The sequence below is a fragment of the Methylibium sp. genome (assembly GCF_013817365.1).
Taxonomy (GTDB): Bacteria; Pseudomonadota; Gammaproteobacteria; order Burkholderiales; family Burkholderiaceae_C; genus Methylibium.
Genome location: NZ_JACDCU010000036.1, coordinates 1 through 15,986, shown reverse-complemented (window position 1 = coordinate 15,986; position 15,986 = coordinate 1). Strand labels below are relative to the sequence as shown.

Annotated in this window: 14 protein-coding genes and 2 pseudogenes; 11 read left to right on the top strand and 5 right to left on the bottom strand. The window is 69.4% G+C overall.

Going from position 1 to position 15,986, the window contains the following annotated elements; translation table 11 throughout:
• The 4 genes and pseudogenes from H0W38_RS04295 to H0W38_RS04280 all read left to right on the top strand — a co-directional run.
• Positions 1-515 (top strand): annotated as a pseudogene (locus tag H0W38_RS04295) (hypothetical protein); the annotation flags it as partial.
• A 1-nt stretch (position 516) separates the two neighbouring features.
• Complete coding sequence (locus H0W38_RS04290) at positions 517-1,398, top strand: lipid A biosynthesis acyltransferase (protein ID WP_292451510.1); 882 nt, start codon at positions 517-519, stop codon at positions 1,396-1,398.
• Positions 1,399-1,587: 189 nt separating this feature from the next.
• A complete protein-coding gene (locus H0W38_RS04285) occupies positions 1,588-2,472 on the top strand; it encodes a phytanoyl-CoA dioxygenase family protein (RefSeq protein WP_292451508.1) in 885 nt (294 codons plus the stop codon).
• Positions 2,469-3,806 carry a Gfo/Idh/MocA family oxidoreductase gene (locus tag H0W38_RS04280; RefSeq protein WP_292451506.1) on the top strand — a complete coding sequence of 446 codons (1,338 nt, stop codon included), beginning with the start codon at positions 2,469-2,471 and terminating at the stop codon, positions 3,804-3,806. Before H0W38_RS04285 ends, H0W38_RS04280 begins: the two co-directional genes overlap by 4 nt.
• A gap of 90 nt (positions 3,807-3,896) precedes the next feature.
• On the opposite strand, the gene H0W38_RS04275 is transcribed toward H0W38_RS04280, so the two are convergent.
• Positions 3,897-5,213: an SAM-dependent methyltransferase gene (locus tag H0W38_RS04275; RefSeq protein WP_292451505.1), complete on the bottom strand. Its 1,317-nt coding sequence runs from the start codon at positions 5,211-5,213 to the stop codon at positions 3,897-3,899.
• A gap of 155 nt (positions 5,214-5,368) precedes the next feature.
• On the opposite strand from H0W38_RS04275, the gene dapF reads away from it, so the two are divergent.
• The 4 genes from dapF to H0W38_RS04255 all read left to right on the top strand — a co-directional run bounded on the left by dapF (position 5,369) and on the right by H0W38_RS04255 (position 9,214).
• Positions 5,369-6,304 (top strand): diaminopimelate epimerase, encoded by a 936-nt coding sequence (gene dapF, locus H0W38_RS04270; protein WP_292451503.1) that lies wholly within the window; start codon positions 5,369-5,371, stop codon positions 6,302-6,304.
• Complete coding sequence (locus H0W38_RS04265; protein ID WP_292451501.1) at positions 6,301-6,978, top strand: DUF484 family protein; 678 nt, start codon at positions 6,301-6,303, stop codon at positions 6,976-6,978. The genes dapF and H0W38_RS04265 overlap by 4 nt, the downstream gene beginning before the upstream one ends.
• A gap of 78 nt (positions 6,979-7,056) precedes the next feature.
• Complete coding sequence (locus H0W38_RS04260) at positions 7,057-7,989, top strand: tyrosine recombinase XerC (RefSeq protein ID WP_292451500.1); 933 nt, start codon at positions 7,057-7,059, stop codon at positions 7,987-7,989.
• A 31-nt stretch (positions 7,990-8,020) separates the two neighbouring features.
• Positions 8,021-9,214 (top strand): class I SAM-dependent methyltransferase, encoded by a 1,194-nt coding sequence (locus H0W38_RS04255; RefSeq protein ID WP_292451499.1) that lies wholly within the window; start codon positions 8,021-8,023, stop codon positions 9,212-9,214.
• 90 nt (positions 9,215-9,304) lie between these two features.
• On the opposite strand, the gene ybeY is transcribed toward H0W38_RS04255, so the two are convergent.
• Positions 9,305-9,790: an rRNA maturation RNase YbeY gene (gene ybeY, locus H0W38_RS04250; protein WP_292451498.1), complete on the bottom strand. Its 486-nt coding sequence runs from the start codon at positions 9,788-9,790 to the stop codon at positions 9,305-9,307.
• Positions 9,787-10,827, bottom strand: coding sequence for a PhoH family protein (locus H0W38_RS04245; RefSeq protein ID WP_292451497.1), 1,041 nt, complete (start codon positions 10,825-10,827; stop codon positions 9,787-9,789). Before H0W38_RS04245 ends, ybeY begins: the two co-directional genes overlap by 4 nt.
• Before the next feature lie 90 nt (positions 10,828-10,917).
• On the opposite strand from H0W38_RS04245, the gene H0W38_RS04240 reads away from it, so the two are divergent.
• The 3 genes from H0W38_RS04240 to ruvA all read left to right on the top strand — a co-directional run bounded on the left by H0W38_RS04240 (position 10,918) and on the right by ruvA (position 14,255).
• Entirely contained in the window at positions 10,918-12,801 is a 1,884-nt protein-coding gene (locus tag H0W38_RS04240; RefSeq protein WP_292451495.1) for an ATP-binding protein, read from the top strand.
• 69 nt (positions 12,802-12,870) lie between these two features.
• A complete protein-coding gene (locus H0W38_RS04235) occupies positions 12,871-13,533 on the top strand; it encodes a response regulator transcription factor (protein WP_292451494.1) in 663 nt (220 codons plus the stop codon).
• 143 nt (positions 13,534-13,676) lie between these two features.
• Positions 13,677-14,255, top strand: a complete 579-nt coding sequence (gene ruvA, locus H0W38_RS04230) for a Holliday junction branch migration protein RuvA (protein WP_292451492.1) — start codon at positions 13,677-13,679, stop codon at positions 14,253-14,255.
• Positions 14,256-14,353: 98 nt separating this feature from the next.
• On the opposite strand, the gene mutY is transcribed toward ruvA, so the two are convergent.
• Both mutY and H0W38_RS04220 read right to left on the bottom strand, forming a co-directional pair.
• Positions 14,354-15,370: an A/G-specific adenine glycosylase gene (gene mutY, locus H0W38_RS04225; protein ID WP_292451512.1), complete on the bottom strand. Its 1,017-nt coding sequence runs from the start codon at positions 15,368-15,370 to the stop codon at positions 14,354-14,356.
• Between the two features lie 44 nt (positions 15,371-15,414).
• A pseudogene (locus tag H0W38_RS04220) lies at positions 15,415-15,986 on the bottom strand (dynamin family protein); the annotation flags it as partial.

Below are 15,986 nucleotides of genomic sequence, written 5' to 3'. Positions count from 1 at the left end.
GCCTGGCCGAGGGCGCGCGCCGCCGACCCCGGCTGGGTACCGCGCCGGCCACGCTGGCCGGCGTGCGACAGATGATCCGCGCGCTGCGGCGCGGCGAGACGGTCGGCCTGCTGCCCGACCAGGTGCCGCCCGAAGGCCAGGGCGTGTGGGCGCCGTTCTTCGGCAAACCCGCCTACACCATGACCCTGGCTGCGCGGCTGGTGCAACAGACCGGCTGCGCCTTGCTCGTGCTCTGGGCCGAACGGCTGCCGCGCGGTAGCGGCTTTCGCGTGCGGGTCGGCCCGCTCGGCGAGCCGCTGCCCGGCGAACCCGTGGCCGCCGCCGCGGCGATCAATCGTGCGATGGAAGGCTTGATCCTCGCCTGCCCGGAGCAATACCTCTGGGGCTACCACCGCTACAAGTCGCCGCGCGCCGGGGCGCCGCCGGGCCATGCCGCGGGCGAGGCCGGGCCGAATACCGCCGCGCGCGCCGCCGTGCCCGCGGCCTCTCAGCCTGATCCGCGCACTTCGCGCTGACATGCGCCTCGCCAGCCGCGCGACTCTGGCCCTGCTGTGGCTGCTGCATTGGCTTCCGCTGCCGCTGCTCGCGCTGCTGGGGCGCGCGCTCGGCGTGCTGCTGTGGTGGCTGGCCGGCGCCCGTCGGCGCATTGCGTTGCGCAATCTCGAACTGTGCTTCGCCGACCGCACGCCCGAGCAGCGCCGCGCGCTCGCCTTCGAGCACTTCCAGTGGCTCGGCCGCAGCCTGCTTGAGCGCGGCGTGCTCTGGCATGCGTCGCCCGCGAGGCTGCGCCGGCTGATCCACGTCGAAGGCGCGGTGAACTTCGGCGCCACGCACCCCGGGCCGGTGATGTGGCTGGTGCCGCATTTCATGGCGCTGGACGTGGCGGGCGCCGCGGTGCAGCTCTTCGTCGCGCGGCCCGGCTGCTCGATCTACCAGTCGCAAAGCAACCCGGTGTTCGACGCCGCGCTGCGGCGCGCGCGGCTGCGCTTCGGCAATGCGCAGATCTTCTCGCGCCGGGAAACCGCCAAGCCGCTGCTGCGGGCCATCAAGGCGGGCGCTGGCTTCTTCAACCTGCCGGACATGGACTTCGGCCGCAAGGACGCCGCCTTCGTGCCCTTCTTCGGCGTGCCGGCGGCCACCCTGCTGGCGCCTTCGCGCATGGCCCGCTTGCTGGACATGAAAGTGCAGCCGGTGGTCGCCGAGATGCTGCCGGGCGGGCGCGGCTACCGGGTGCGCTTCCACGAGCCGTGGGAGAGTTTCCCGAGCGACGACGCCGAGGCCGACACGGCCTGGATGAACCGCTGGATCGAAGCGCGCGTTCTCGAGAATCCGGCGCAGTACCTGTGGGTGCACAAGCGCTTCAAGACGCGGCCTCGCGGCGAACCGCGGCGGTACTGAAGAGCCCGGGCGGGGAGCGGGCCTCAGTTCGAGCGGCAAACAAGCAGGGCGATGGGCCGCTCATGGCGTGGCTACCACCAAATCCCTGCGCGACCGGCGCAGGCACGCGGTGGCGCTACGATGGGCCGGCCCGTTCGCCCGTGACTACCGGCCCGGTCCGTCCACCGTATCCAACGACGAGGAGACAAGATGAAACTCACGCCCGCCCAGCTCGCGCAATTCGAGCGCGACGGCTATCTGTTCTTTCCATCGCTGTTCAAGCCCGACGAGGTGAAGACGCTCACGGACGAGGTGCCGCGGCTGTATGCCATGGACCGGCCCGAGAACGTGCGCGAGAAGGGCAGCCGCGCCGTGCGCACCAACTTCGCCGCTCACCTGTACAGCGCGCCCTTCGCGCGGCTGTCGCGGCACCCGCGCATGATCGAGCCCGTCGAGCAGATCTTCGGCGAGCAGCTCTACATGCACCAGTTCAAGATCAACGGCAAGCAGGCCTTCGACGGCGACGTGTGGCAGTGGCACCAGGACTACGGCACCTGGCTCAACGACGACCTGATGCCCACGCCGCGCGCCATGAACGTGGCGATCTTTCTCGACGAGGTGAACGACTTCAACGGCCCGCTGATGTTCGTTCCCGGCAGCCACCGGCTCGGCGCGCTGCCGGCAGGGCACGACCTCAGCACCACCAGCTATCCGCTGTGGACCATCGACAACGAGGCCATCGCCACGCTGGTGGAAAAAGCCGGCGGACGGCAGGGCGGCATCGTCGCGCCGAAGGGACCGGCGGGCTCGATGATCCTGTTCGACTCCTGCCTGGTGCATGCCAGCAGTTCCAACCTGAGCCCCTGGCACCGCGTGAGCGTGTACCTGAGCCTGTGCGCGGTGTCCAACCACATTCGCCGCCACAAGCGCGTGGAGTACATCGCGCACCGCGACTTTACGCCCGTCGAATGCCTGCCCGACGACTGCCTGCAGCGGCCCTACCCGGTCGAGCTGCCCTGGGAGAAGGGCACGCCGGCTTCGGCGCTCGTCACCTCGCTCGATGCGCTGCCGCAGGGCGAGAGAGTCGCTGCATGAACCTGCATTCGATGCTGCAGGCCCGCGCCGCCGACGGCAAGCCGCTGCGCGTGGCGCTCATCGGCGCCGGCAAGTTCGGCTCCATGTACCTGAGTCAGGCGCGCCGCACGCCGGGCATTCATCTCGTCGCGGTGGCGGACCTCAGCCCCGAGCGGGCTCGCGCTGCCTTGCTGGGCGTCGGTTGGGCGGCCGAGCAGTTGAGCGCCCAGTCCCTCGACGAGGCGCGGCGCAACGGCACGACCCTGTTGACCGACGACACGCCCGCGGTGATCGCCAGCGATGCAGTCGAGATCGTCATCGACGCCACCGGCTCGCCGGCCGCCGGCATCGATCTCGTGCTGGCGTGCTGCAAGCACGGCAAGCACATCGTGATGGTCAACGTCGAGGCGGATGCGCTGGCCGGGCCGCTGCTCGCGCAAAGGGCGCGCGAGGCCGACATCGTCTATTCGCTCGCCTACGGCGACCAGCCGGCGCTCATCTGCGAGATGGTCGACTGGGCGCGCACCGCCGGCTTCGAGGTGGTGGCTGCCGGCAAGGGCACGAAGTACCTGCCCGCCTACCACGCCAGCACACCGGACACGGTCTGGCAACACTACGGGCTGACCGCCGAAGAGGCAAAAGCCGGCGGCATGAACGCGCAGATGTTCAACAGCTTTCTCGACGGCACCAAGAGTGCCATAGAGATGGCCGCAGTCACCAATGCCTGCGGCCTCACGCCGGCCGACGACGGCCTGGCTTTTCCGGCCTGCGGCGTGGACGATCTCGCCCGCCTGCTCAAGCCGCGCGCCGACGGCGGCCTGCTGCAGCACCGCGGGCAGGTCGAAGTCATTTCATCGTTGGAGCGCGACGGCCGCCCGGTCTTTCGCGACCTGCGCTGGGGTGTCTATGTCACCTTTGCAGCCGACAGCGACTACGTGCGGCGCTGCTTCAAGGAATACGGCCTCGTCACGGACGCGAGCGGCAACTACTCGTCGATGTACAAGCCCTTCCACCTGATCGGGCTGGAACTCGGCATCAGCGTGGCGAGCGCCGGCTTGCGGCGCGAGGCCACGGGCGCGGCGACCGGGTGGCGCGGCGACGTGGTGGCCACGGCCAAGCGCGATTTGCGCGAAGGCGAACTGCTCGACGGCGAAGGCGGCTTCACCGTGTACGGCAAGCTGATGCCGGCGGCCGTTTCGGTCGCGGGGGGATATCTGCCGCTGGGCCTCGCGCACAAGGTGAAGCTGAACCGCGACATCGCGAGCGGCGAGCCGGTGCGCTGGAGCGACGTGGCGTTCGATGCGAATAGCGAAGCGGTGCGTTTTCGCCGCGAGATGGAGGCTGGCTTTCGTTGAGCGGCGGGGCCGCGGGGGCGCCCTTCGTGATCGCCGAACCGGTTTCTCCCGGCACGGCGATGCGATCGGCACATTGGCCGTTCCCCACTGCTATGCCGGCCCCGAGCGATCGGCTTCGAGCAGCGTCTGCAGGCGCTGCTCGTCGATTCCGTAGAACGCCTTGATCTCCCGAATCTGCTCACGCACCGGCTCGGCAGGCCGCGCCTGAGCCCGTTTCACTGCCAGGATCATCTTGTTTTTGCTCGTGTGCTCCAGCGAGGTGAACTCGAATACCTGGGTGTCGTAGCCCTCCGCCTCGAGCAGCAGCGCGCGCAGGCCGTCGGTCAGCATCTCCGCTTCCTGGCCGAGGTGGATGCCGTGGCGAAGCAGCGGCAGCAGGAGCAGCGGGCTGCGCATCTGCGGTCGCAACTGCTTGTGGCAGCAAGGCGAGCACATGATGATGGAGGCGCCCGCGCGCACGCCCATGTGCAGGGCGTGGTCGGTGGCCGTGTCGCAGGCGTGCAGGGCGATCATGATGTCCACCGGCCGCGGCGCATAGCTGCTGACGTCGCCGAGCTCGAAGTGCAGGCCCTGGCCGCGTTGCTGCAGGCCGAGGCGCTGCGCGGCTTCGTTGCCCAGAAGCACCATGTCTTCCTTCAAGTCGACACCGGTCATTTGCACCGGCCGGCCGAGCGTGCGGCGCAGGTGGTCGTGCACCGCGAACGTCAGGTAGCCCTTGCCGGCGCCGAAGTCGAGCACCTGCAGCGGCCGCTCGGCGTCGCAAGCCATCGACTCCGGCACCGAGGCCAGGGCTGAGTCGAGGACCTCGATGAACTTGTTGATCTGCTTCCACTTGCGCGCCATCGCGGGGATCAACCGGTGCTGCGCGTCGGTGACGCCCAGGGCCGTCAGCCAGGGTTCGCGGATATCGACCGGGCGATGCTTGGCGCGGTCGTGCGTGCCGACTTGGGCCGTACTTTGGCCCGGAGTTGCCTCTGTGGCCGCTACCGCGTCCACAGCCTCGGCGTCGGCCGGGTTCGGTACGCCGGAGTTCGCTTGCTTGCGACTGCGGCGCAAGGTGGCCTTGCCCTTTCGGCTGATGGCCAGCTGCAGCTCGCCGCCGTCGTCGCTCAGCAGGTGGATGTTGTCGAAGCTGTCTTCGATGAGCGCCGCCACCGTGGCCAGCGCTTCGTCAACCGTCAGGTTCTTCGTCACGTCGCGGGTGCGGTGGTTGTAGGTCAGCGACAGGCAGGCACGGCCCTTGAGCGTGAGCGGGCGCACCAGCACGCGCTGCAGGTCGGGCTTGGGCCCGCGCGGGCCGGCCAGCACCAGCTTGATGAGCGTTCGTCGCTCGAGGCAGCGCCGCGCTTCGTCGAAGAACTGCGCGTGAGCGGTCGGCGCGGGGCTGCGGGGTGAGTCGGAAGGCATCGAGCGGTGCAAGGATGGCGGCGGGTGCCGGGCGGTGAGCGTAAACCACGCAGTGGAGGCCATCGGCGCGAGAGAAATGCGCACGCCGGCAACGCGGCGAACATTGCGCGCGTGGCACGCATCCCTCGTCCAGGCAGCGTCGATAATCCGCCACCATGAAGCTGCGCTTCACCAAGATGCAAGGCACGGGCAACGATTTCATCGTGCTCGACGCGACGCGCGGGCCGCTCGAACTCGGCCCGGCACAGTTGCGCTTTCTCGCGGACCGCCGCTTCGGCATTGGCGCGGACCAGATCCTCCTCGTCGGGCCCAGCGACGAGCCGGGCATCGATTTCAGCTACCGCATCGTCAACGCCGACGGCGGCGAGGTCGAGCAGTGCGGCAACGGCGCGCGCTGCTTCGTGCGTTACGTGCGCGAGGCGGGGCTGACGACCAAAGACGCCATCCGCGTGCGCACGGCAGGCGGCGTGATCGAGCCGCGCTGGCGCGGCGATGGCCAAGTCACCGTCGACATGGGAGCGCCGCTTTTCGAGCCCGCGCGACTGCCTTTCGATGTGGACGGCTTGGTTCCGCGCGAAGTCGACGGCTGGGCGCTGTGGCCGCTCGATGTGGGCGGCCGCCGTGTGGAGATCGCCGCCGTGTCGATGGGCAATCCGCACGCGGTGCAGCGCGTCGATTCCGTCGATGACGCGCCTGTGGCCGAACTCGGCCCGCTGATCGAGTCGCATGCGCGCTTTGCCAGGCGCGTCAATGCCGGCTTCCTGCAGGTGCTCGGTCCCACGCAGGTGAAACTGCGCGTCTACGAGCGCGGCGCCGGCGAAACGCTGGCCTGCGGCACCGGCGCATGCGCCGCGGTGGTGGCCGGCGTCCGCTTGGGCTGGCTGCGGGCCGGTGCGCCCGTCGAGGTACAGACCCGCGGCGGCCGGCTCGAAATCGAGTGGGCCGGCGCGACCCCGAGCGCGGACGCAAGCAGCGCCGCCGGCGCCAACTGCTGGGCCCCGGTGCTCATGACCGGCCCCGCCGAGCGCGTCTTCGACGGCGAAATCGACATCCCGAACGCCCTCCCCAACGACCGGACCCACACCGCATGAGCACCCAGGGCATCACCGAAGACGACATCGCCAACTTCCTGCTGCAAACGCCCGGCTTCTTCGAGCGCCACGCCGAGGTGCTGGCCAGCGTGCAGCTGACCAGCCCGCACGGCAACCGCGCGGTCTCGCTGCAGGAGCGGCAGATGGAGATGCTGCGCGAGAAGATCCGTGGGCTGGAACTGCGCATCGTGGAGATGATCCGCAACGGCCAGGAGAACATGAGCATCGCCGACAAGCTGCACCGCTGGGTGCGCACGATTCTGCTCACCACCAACGCGGGCGATCTGCCCGGCGTGCTGGTGGCCGAGCTGCAGCACCAGTTCATGATCCCGCAAGGCGGCGTGCGCATCTGGGACGCAGCCAGCGCTTTCGCCACGCTGCCCTTCGCCAAGTCGGTGAGCGACGATCTGAAGAGCTTCGCGACCAGCCTCACGCAGCCTTATTGCGGCATCAATTCGGGCTTCGAGGCTTCGCGGTGGTTCGACGACGCGGCGACCATCACCTCCTTGGCCCTTATTCCCTTGCGATCCGAGCCGGGCCAGCCCGCGTTCGGCATGCTGGTGCTCGGCTCCCCCGATCCCACGCGCTACAGCGCCGACATGGGCACGGAATTCCTGGCGCGCATCGGCGAGATCGCCAGCGCGGCGCTGCACCGGCTGTTGCCGGTGGAGTGAGCGAGCGCCCGGGTTCAAAGTCGTGTCCTGGAGCGGCGGCGCGATGAGCGGGCGTGGCGCCGACGAGGCCGTGTCGCCGTGAACAGTGCCGACGGCGTCGATGTCGAAGGCCACCTCGAGCACTTGCGCGTCGAGCGCCGGCTCGCCGCGGCCACGCTCAAGAGCTATGGCGACGCGCTCGCCGCGCTGCGCGACATGTCGGCACAAGGCGGCGTGTCCCTGCGCGCAGTGCAGCCGCACCACGCGCGGCGCTGGGCGGCGCAGTTGCATGCGAGCGGGCTGGCGCCGCGCAGCATTGCGGTCGTGCTCTCGGCGTGGCGGGGCTTGTACCGCTGGCTCGGCCGCGAGGGCGTTGTGCAGCACAACCCCATCGAGGGCCTGCGTGCGCCGCGTGCGCCCAAGCCGTTGCCCAAGGCGCTGTCGGTGGACCACGCCGTCGCGCTGGCCGAGCATCGCAACGGATCGGCAGCCGATCCGCGGCTCGAGGCGCGTGACCGCTGCATGGTCGAACTGCTCTACGGCTGCGGCCTGCGCGTGGCAGAACTGACCGGCCTGGACGTCACCGCCGCCGGCGACGCGCGCGGCTGGATCGACCGAGACGCCGGCGAGGCACATGTGCTCGGCAAGGGCAGCAAGCGGCGCAGCGTGCCGGTCGGCGCGCCGGCCTTGGCTGCCCTGGCCGACTGGCTGACGCATCGCGGAGCCCTCGCCAAGGCGCACGAGCCCGCGCTCTTCGTCAGCCGCCACGGCTTGCGCCTGACCGCTTCGCAGGTGCGCACGCGCCTGAAGCACCGCGCGCTGCAGGCCGGCCTGCCTTCGCACGTGCATCCGCACATGCTTCGCCACAGCTATGCCTCGCACCTGCTGCAGTCCAGCGGCGACCTGCGTGCGGTGCAGGAGCTGCTCGGCCACGCCAGCATCACCACCACGCAGGTCTATACCAAGCTCGACTTCCAGCACCTCGCCAAGGCCTACGACGCGGCGCATCCGCGGGCGAAGAAGCGCGACTGAAGCGATCGTTGTGCGCGAGACAATCTCGCGCATGAAAGTCGTCAAGCTGCGCCCTGGCAAGGAGCGCTCGCTGCTCAAGCGCCATCCCTGGGTGTTCGAGGGCAGCATCGCCTCGGGCCGCGCCGATGCCGGGGAGACGGTGCGCGTTGAGGGCGGCGAAGGCCAGTTCCTGGCCTGGGGCGCATACAGCCCGGCGTCGCTCATCCGGGTGCGGGCGTGGAGCTTCGACGCGGCCGAGCGCATCGATGCAAGCTTCTTCGCGAGCCGCATCCACAGGGCGGTCGCCCTGCGCAAGCGGCTCGCCATCGCGAGCGACGCACTGAGGCTTGTGCATGGCGAGGCCGACGGGCTGCCGGGATTGATCGTCGATTGCTACGGCGACACCCTGTGCGCGCAGTTTCTCGCCGCCGGCGTCGAACGTTGGAAGACGGCGATCGCCGACGCGCTGCTCGCCGCCACCGGCTGCGCACGGCTTTACGAACGTTCGGACGCGTCGGTGCGAGAACTCGAAGGCTTGGCGCCGGTGAGCGGCTGGCTGCGCAAACCGTCGTCCGATGGCGGCGCCACCGCCGTCACCATTTGCGAACACGGTTGGCGCCTCGCCGTCGACGTGGCCGAGGGCCACAAGACCGGCTACTACCTCGACCAGCGCGACAACCGGCTCCGGTTTTCGCAACTCGTGCGCCAGTTCGGCTGTCGGCGAGTGTTCAACGGCTACAGCTACACGGGCGGCTTTTCCATCGCCGCGCTGGCTGGCGGCGCCGAGCACGTGCTCAGCGTCGATTCTTCCGCGCCGGCGTTGGCGCGGGCGAGCGAGCATGTTGCGCTGAACGGTTTTGATGCGGCGTGTCACGAAGCGCTCGACGCCGACGTGAACGCCAGCTTGCGGCGCCTCATCGACGAGGGCACGGCCTTCGATGCGATCGTGCTCGACCCGCCGAAGTTCGCGCCGACGGCCGCGCACGCCGAGCGCGCCGCGCGCGCCTACAAGGACATCAATCGCCTCGCTTTCAAGCTGCTCGCGCCGGGTGGGCTGTTGTTCACCTTCTCCTGCTCGGGCGGCGTCGATGCGTCACTGTTCCACAAGATCGTCGCCGGTGCCGGGCTCGATGCCGGCGTCGACGGCTACCTGATCGAGCGGCTGGAAGCCGCGCCGGACCATCCGACCACGGTGACGTTTCCCGAGGGCGAGTACCTCAAGGGGCTGGCCATCCTGAAGCAGTGAGGCGGCTTGTGAGGTGGTCCGCGCCGCGCCACCGGGTGCCCGCACTGGCAACGCCGGGCGTCACTTCGGCCGAGCGGCGGTTCGGCGGCTTCAGCGGTAGGGGTCGGCGAAGCCCAGCCGCGCAAGCACTTCGCGCTCGCGCTGTTCCATCGCCGTGGCCGCGTCCGGCAATTCGTGATCGTCGCCCTGCGCGTGCAGTGCGCCGTGAACGAGTAAGTGCGCGTAGTGCTCCTCCAGCGTCTTGCCCTGCTCGGCGGCCTCTCGTTCGACCACGGGCGCGCACAGGATCAGGTCGGCCGCGATGCCGGGCACGGCGTCCTCGTCCGCCGGAGCGCCGCCTTCGGCATCGTCCTCGCCGTAGGCGAAGGTCAACACGTTGGTCGCATAGTCCTTGCCGCGGTAATCGCGGTTGAGCGACTGTCCCTCTTCGGCATCGACGATGCGAACGGTGAACTGCGCCGGTCCTGCCAGCGCGGCGCGCAGCCAACGCGCGACCCTGTGGCGCGGCAGCAGCGCGCGGTGGCGGGGGTCGGCGAACTGCAGCGAGAGGCCGAGCGAGGGCCGCGCGGCCTTCATGCCCGGTCGTCGCGGCTGTCGGCCGCCTCGTAGGCCTCGACGATGCGCGCCACCAGCGGATGGCGCACCACGTCGGCGGAGGTGAAGCGCGTCATGGCGATGCCCTTCACGCGCCGCAGCACGTGCTCGGCCTCCACCAGGCCGCTTTCGGTGCCCTTGGGCAGGTCGATCTGGCTCACGTCGCCGGTCACCACGGCCTTGGCGCCGAAGCCGATGCGCGTGAGGAACATCTTCATCTGCTCGGGCGTGGTGTTCTGCGCCTCGTCGAGGATCACGAAGGCGTGGTTGAGTGTGCGCCCGCGCATGAAGGCGAGCGGCGCGATCTCGATGGTGGCTTTCTCGAAGGCCTTGGTGACGCGCTCGAAGCCCATCAGGTCGTAGAGCGCGTCGTAGAGCGGGCGCAGGTAGGGATCGACCTTCTGCGCCAAGTCGCCGGGCAGGAAGCCCAGGCGCTCGCCGGCTTCGACCGCCGGGCGGGTGAGGACGATGCGCTGCACCTGGCTGCGCTCCAGCGCGTCGATGGCGCAGGCCACCGCGAGGAAGGTCTTGCCGGTGCCCGCCGGGCCGATGCCGAAGCTGATGTCGTGCGTGAGGATGTTGCGCAGGTAGCGCGTCTGGTTGGGCGTGCGGCCGGCCAGGTCCGCGTGGCGGGTGCGCAGCACGATGGCCTCGTCGGTGTTGCGCTCGTCCGCAACGCCGATCGGCGTTGCGCCCTTCAGGTCGGCAGAAGAAGACGGCGAGTGCGAGCGCCGCCTGCCTTTCTCCCCCGCTGCCGCCGATCCGCTCGAAGCTTCGACCAGCGCCAGCTGCAAGGCCTGCGGCGCGATCGGCTTGCTGGCCCGGCCGTACAGCGACTGGAGCAGCACGGCGGCGCGCTCGGCATCGGCCTTTGCACCCTCGATCTGGAAGGACTCGTTGCGCCGGGTGATGCCGACGCCGAACGCCGTCTCGATCTCGCGCAGGTGGGCGTCCAGCGTGCCGCACAGGTTGGCGAGCCGGGTGTTGTCGAGCGGGATGAAGGCGTGGCGCAGGATCACGGCAGGCTCGCAAAGAGACGGGCGCTGATTGTCGCGCCGCGTTCGCGGGGCCGCCTTCGGCGGGGTGGTGATCCTGCACAATCGCCCGCGATGCTCCGTACCGTGTTCGCGCTGTTGCGCCTGACTCTCCTGTGCGGGCCGGCATTGTTCATCGGTACGGCGCTGGCGCAGTCGCCCGACCCCGTAATCACGCTGCGCAGCGGCGCCGTGATCGTCGTGCCGACGCCGACTTCAGTACCTCCGGCCAGCGGCCATGTGCCGGTGCAGCTGCCCGATACCTGGGACGCGCCGTCCTCGCTGTCCTCGCCGCACCCGTCGTCCGGCGCGGCGCGCGTGGCGTGGTACCGCCTGGACTTCGCGACCCCGCCGGCGCGAATCGGCAGCCAGGGCGCCGGCCGCTTGCTGGCCGCCTACATCCCGCGGGTGTGCTCCAACCTCGAGGTGTACCTGAACGGCGAGCTGCTGCACAGCGGGGGGCGCATGACGGAGCCGGTCGCGCGCAACTGCTATCGATCGCAGCTCGTCGCGCTGCCTGCGGATCTGCTGCTCGCTGACGGGAACCGGCTCGACATCCAGGTCGGTGGCTTCCCGCAGAACCGGGTCACCTCTCGCCAGCGGGTCGGCGGGCTCTCGACGGTGCGTATCGGGCCATACGAAGTTCTTCAAGGGCAGCACGAAGCGCAGATCTTCTGGAACGTGACCGTGGCGCAGATCATCGCCGCGACGCTGAGCCTGATCGGCGTGGTGATGCTGGCATTGGCCTGGACGAGGCGCCTGGGCTATGCCGTCTATTTCGGTCTCTTGTCGCTCGGCTGGGCGCTGGTCAGCGCGCGGCTGTGGTGGCGCGAAGTTCCACTGGCCCACCACGCCGTGGAAGTGGCGACCAGCATTCTGTTCGTGCCGCTTGCGGTGTGCGGCGTGCTGTTCGTGCTGCGCTACAGCGGCGCGCGCTCGCGGCGCCTGGACTTCCTGCTCTGGAGCCAGTGCCTGTTGCTGCCGGCGGTGCTGCTCGCTGCCGCGCCGGAGCGGCTCTTCCTGACGGCCAGCGCGTGCTATGCGGTGCTGGCCGCCGAATTCATCCTTGCGGTTTTCTACTTTCTGGTGCGCGCCTGGCGCACGCGGCGCCGCGATCTCTTCTTCATCGGACCGATCCTCACACTGGCTGCGCTGGCGATCGCTGCGGAGGTGGGTGTGCAGCTGGGCCACATCGACGTGCCTCGGGTGCAGCTCATCCATTTCGCGATTCCGCTGCTCTTCGTCGCCCTGGCGCTGCGCCTGGCGCAGAGCTTCGCCCGGACCCTGGCCGACGCAGAGGGCGCGCGCCGCGAGCTCGAGCAACGCGTCGCGGAGATTTCCGCCGAGATCGAGCGCAACTTCTCGCACCTGGCCGAAGCCAGAGTCGAACAGGTGGCCGAGAAGGAGCGAAAGCGCATTGCCGCCGACCTGCACGACGACCTCGGCGCCAAGCTGCTGACCATCGTGCACACCAGCGACAACGAGCGCATCTCGACCCTGGCGCGCGAGGCGCTGGAGGAAATGCGCCTGTCGGTGCGCGGCATTGCCGGCAAACCGGTGCACCTGACCGACGCGCTGGCCGACTGGCGCGCCGAGACGGTGCAGCGCCTGGGCGACGCTGGCATCGAGGTCGAGTGGCAGGGCGCCGAGCCCGCCACGCCGCGCACGCTGGCCGCCCGCTCCTATGTGCAAACCACGCGCGTGCTGCGCGAGGCGACCAGTAACCTCATCAAGCACAGCGGCGCATCGCGCGCCATCGTCAGTTGCACGGTGGACGAGGATTTCCAGCTTGTCATCCGCGACAACGGCCGCGGCATTCCGCTAGAACTCGACGGCCGACTCGATCGCGGCCACGGCATGGCCAGCATGAAGAACCGCGCCAAGCAGATGCAGGGCCAGTGCCTCGTGGAGTCGGGCCCGGGCTACGGCACCGTTATCCGCCTGACCTTGCCGCTGTGAACGGCGACACCGTGCGAAAGTCGGCGTGAGCGATTCGTATCCGACTGTTACGATCCTTCGGTGAGCTCAATGACCCGCATCCTCCTCCTCGAAGACCTGCCCGAAATCCGCGTATGGCTGAAGGCCCTCGCGATGCAGGTCTTCCCCGGCGCCCAGATCACCGAGGCCGCCCGCGTGCACGACGCTCGTGCGCAGATCGGCGCGCAGCGCTTCGACCTTGCACTGATCGACCTGGGGCTGCCCGACGGCTCCGGCGTCGACGTGGTGGCCGCGCTGCGCGAGCATCAACCCGAGGCGCAGTCGGTGGTGGTGACCATTCACGACGACGACGACCATCTGTTTCCGGCGCTGCAGGCCGGCGCGTTCGGCTATCTGCTGAAGGAACAGTCGCGCGAGCAGCTGGCCGAGCAGCTGCGCCGCATCAGCCAGGGCGAGCCGCCGCTCTCGCCCTCGATCGCCCGGCGCGTGATCCAGTACTTTGCGGCGCAGGCCAAGAACCAGTTTCGCGAAGCCACGCCGCTCATGCCCGGCGTGACCCTGACCGACCGCGAGAACGAGGTGCTGCTGCGCGTGGCGAAGGGCTTCACCCTGCCGGAGATCGGCGTGCAGCTCAATCTCTCGCGCCACACGATCGCCGACTACGTCAAGCAGATCTACCGCAAGCTCAACGTGAGTTCGCGCGCCGAGGCAGCACTGGAAGCGCAGCGGCTCGGCTTGTTCCGGCGCAACTAGCCGCACGGCCGGGGAAGGCGGGCGGCGGCCTCGCTTGCGGTGATCGACCAGCGCAGGCGCCAGCGACGTGGCGCACTGAGTGCTCGCCTAGCAACTTCTTCAGGCACCGAGCGTGCCGCGCCAGCCGCCCATAATCGCCGCCCATGATCGGTCGTCTCACCGGCACGCTTGCCGACAAATCCTCGCCGCCGCAGTTGCTCGTCGACGTGAACGGCGTCGGCTACGAGGTCGACGTGCCGATGAGCAGCTTCTTCAATCTGCCGGCCAGCGGCGAGCGGGTCACCCTGCTGACGCACTTCGTGGTTCGCGAGGACGCGCAGGTGCTGTTCGGTTTTCTCACGGCCGATGAGCGCAACACGTTTCGGCAACTCATCAAGATTTCAGGCGTCGGCCCGCGCATGGCGCTTTCGCTGCTGTCGGGCCTGAGCGTCGCCGATCTCGCGCAAGCCGTGACCGCGCAGGACGCGAGTCGCTTGGTCAAGGTGCCGGGCATCGGCAAGAAGACGGCCGAGCGCCTGCTGCTCGAACTCAAAGGCAAGCTCGGCGCCGACATCGGCGTGCCGGGTGCGGTGCCCGCCAGCGACGCGCAGGCCGACATCCTGCAGGCGCTCGTGGCGCTCGGCTACAGCGAGCGCGAAGCGCAGGCGGCTGTGAAGCCGTTGCCGCCCGGCGTGGCGGTCAGCGAGGGCATCCGGCTGGCGCTCAAGGCCTTGTCGAGATAGCCCGCTCGGATCAGCAGACAAGTCTCCACGGCCACGTTCCGGCCCGCGTAGGCCTTGGCTATGGCAAACGGTTGCGGCGACCAGCGGCGCGCGGGGATTCAGGGCGCGAGCAGCCTCCTCAGCGGTGCGGGCATGCCCAGTGTGTGCAGCGCGCCGCGATCGACCCACCGGCCCGGGCCAAGCTGCATCTCGACTTCGCTGGCCTTGTACAACAGTGCGCGGCGCGGGTGCAGACGCCAATCGAAGTGAGTCAGCGCGTGCTTGATCGACGGCAGCGATTCAGGGTTCACGCCGAGCAATTGCGCTGCGCTTTGCAGTGCCGCCTCGTCCTCGAACAACGGCAGGCTCCACAGGCCCGCCCACACGCCCTTCGCCGGACGCTGTTGCAGCCAGATGGCGTTTGCGTGCTCGAGCCACAGCCACCAGCTCTCGCGCGCGCCGCGCACCAGCTTGCGTGTCTTGACCGGATAAGCCTCGGGCCGACCCTCGCGTTGCGCAATGCAAAGCGATTGCAGCGGGCACGCAAGGCAGTTGGGCCGTCGCACCAGGCAGACCGTGGCCCCGAGATCCATCAGGCCCTGTGTGTAGGCCGGCATGTCCGCGCCATCGTGAGGCAGCAGCTCGCAGGCCTGCCGCCACAGCGCACGTTCGTGCGTCGCCACGGCGAGGTCGCAGCCGTTGCCGAGCACGCGCGTGAGCACGCGCTTCACGTTGCCGTCGAGGATGGCCGCGCGCTCGTCGAAGCAGAACGCGGCGATGGCCGCGGCGGTCGAGCGGCCGATGCCCGGCAGTGTGGCCAGCTGCTCGGCGCTGGCCGGGAATCGCCCGCGATGCTCGGCCATCACCACCTGCGCGCAGCGGTGCAGATTGCGCGCCCGGCTGTAGTAGCCCAGGCCGCTCCAGGCGGCGAGCACGTCGTCCGGCGTTGCGGCGGCCAGCGCGGCCACGTCGGGAAAGCGTTCCAGGAAGCGCGCGTAGTACGCGAGCACCGTCGTCACCTGCGTCTGCTGCAGCATGATTTCCGAGAGCCAGACGCGGTAGGGATCGCGCTCGCGCTGCCAGGGCAGGCCGTGGCGGCCGTGCTCGCGTTGCCAGGTGGTGACGCAGTGCGCCAGGCCGGCGCTTGCTGCGGCCTGCGCAGCGCAGGACGACCGTTCGCTCAAGCGCGGGCCTGGGCCGCTTCGAAATCCAGCAGCAGATCGACCGTTTCGCCGGTGTCGGGGGCGGGCTCGGGCTGCGGCTCGGACGCGTCGGCGGATCCGGCGGTCAGGCTGGTGTTCGCATGGGCGTGAACGCGCGCGTCGTTCACCATCTCCGTCATGCGCCGCTGCAGCAACTGCAGCTGCAGATCCTGATCCGCCAGTTCGCTCAGCCGCGTTTCCAGCTCGCCAGCCGCCGACTGGATGCGCTCCAGCGCCTCGCGCCGGCGCTTGAAGCCGCGGCGGCGCTCGCGCAGCTGCGTGTCGACCTGCGCCGAAGCGGTCTTGTTCCAGACCTCGAGTTCGCCGCTGGCGCTTTCGAACACCACACGCAGCCGCGAGACCAGCATGCGGCGGAACTGGTCCAGAAAACGCGCCTGCGTCAGCTTGAGCGCCTGCGTCAGCCCGAGGTACTGCACGTAATTGCGCTCGATCAGTTCGAGGTCGTGCCCGAAGCGAGACAGATCGACCGCCGGTGCGCTCATCAGGCTGAAGCCGAATTCGGTGTTGAGCTGCCCGAACGAGGCTTCCA

Coding starts and splice junctions, on each gene's coding strand:
- H0W38_RS04285 (WP_292451508.1), top strand. CDS start 1,588: ATGAAACTCACGCCCGCCCAGCTCGCGCAATTCGAGCGCGACGGCTAT.
- H0W38_RS04240 (WP_292451495.1), top strand. CDS start 10,918: ATGCTCCGTACCGTGTTCGCGCTGTTGCGCCTGACTCTCCTGTGCGGG.
- dapF (WP_292451503.1), top strand. CDS start 5,369: ATGAAGCTGCGCTTCACCAAGATGCAAGGCACGGGCAACGATTTCATC.
- H0W38_RS04275 (WP_292451505.1), bottom strand. CDS start 5,213: ATGCCTTCCGACTCACCCCGCAGCCCCGCGCCGACCGCTCACGCGCAG.
- H0W38_RS04280 (WP_292451506.1), top strand. CDS start 2,469: ATGAACCTGCATTCGATGCTGCAGGCCCGCGCCGCCGACGGCAAGCCG.
- H0W38_RS04235 (WP_292451494.1), top strand. CDS start 12,871: ATGACCCGCATCCTCCTCCTCGAAGACCTGCCCGAAATCCGCGTATGG.
- H0W38_RS04255 (WP_292451499.1), top strand. CDS start 8,021: ATGAAAGTCGTCAAGCTGCGCCCTGGCAAGGAGCGCTCGCTGCTCAAG.
- ybeY (WP_292451498.1), bottom strand. CDS start 9,790: ATGAAGGCCGCGCGGCCCTCGCTCGGCCTCTCGCTGCAGTTCGCCGAC.
- H0W38_RS04290 (WP_292451510.1), top strand. CDS start 517: ATGCGCCTCGCCAGCCGCGCGACTCTGGCCCTGCTGTGGCTGCTGCAT.
- ruvA (WP_292451492.1), top strand. CDS start 13,677: ATGATCGGTCGTCTCACCGGCACGCTTGCCGACAAATCCTCGCCGCCG.
- H0W38_RS04265 (WP_292451501.1), top strand. CDS start 6,301: ATGAGCACCCAGGGCATCACCGAAGACGACATCGCCAACTTCCTGCTG.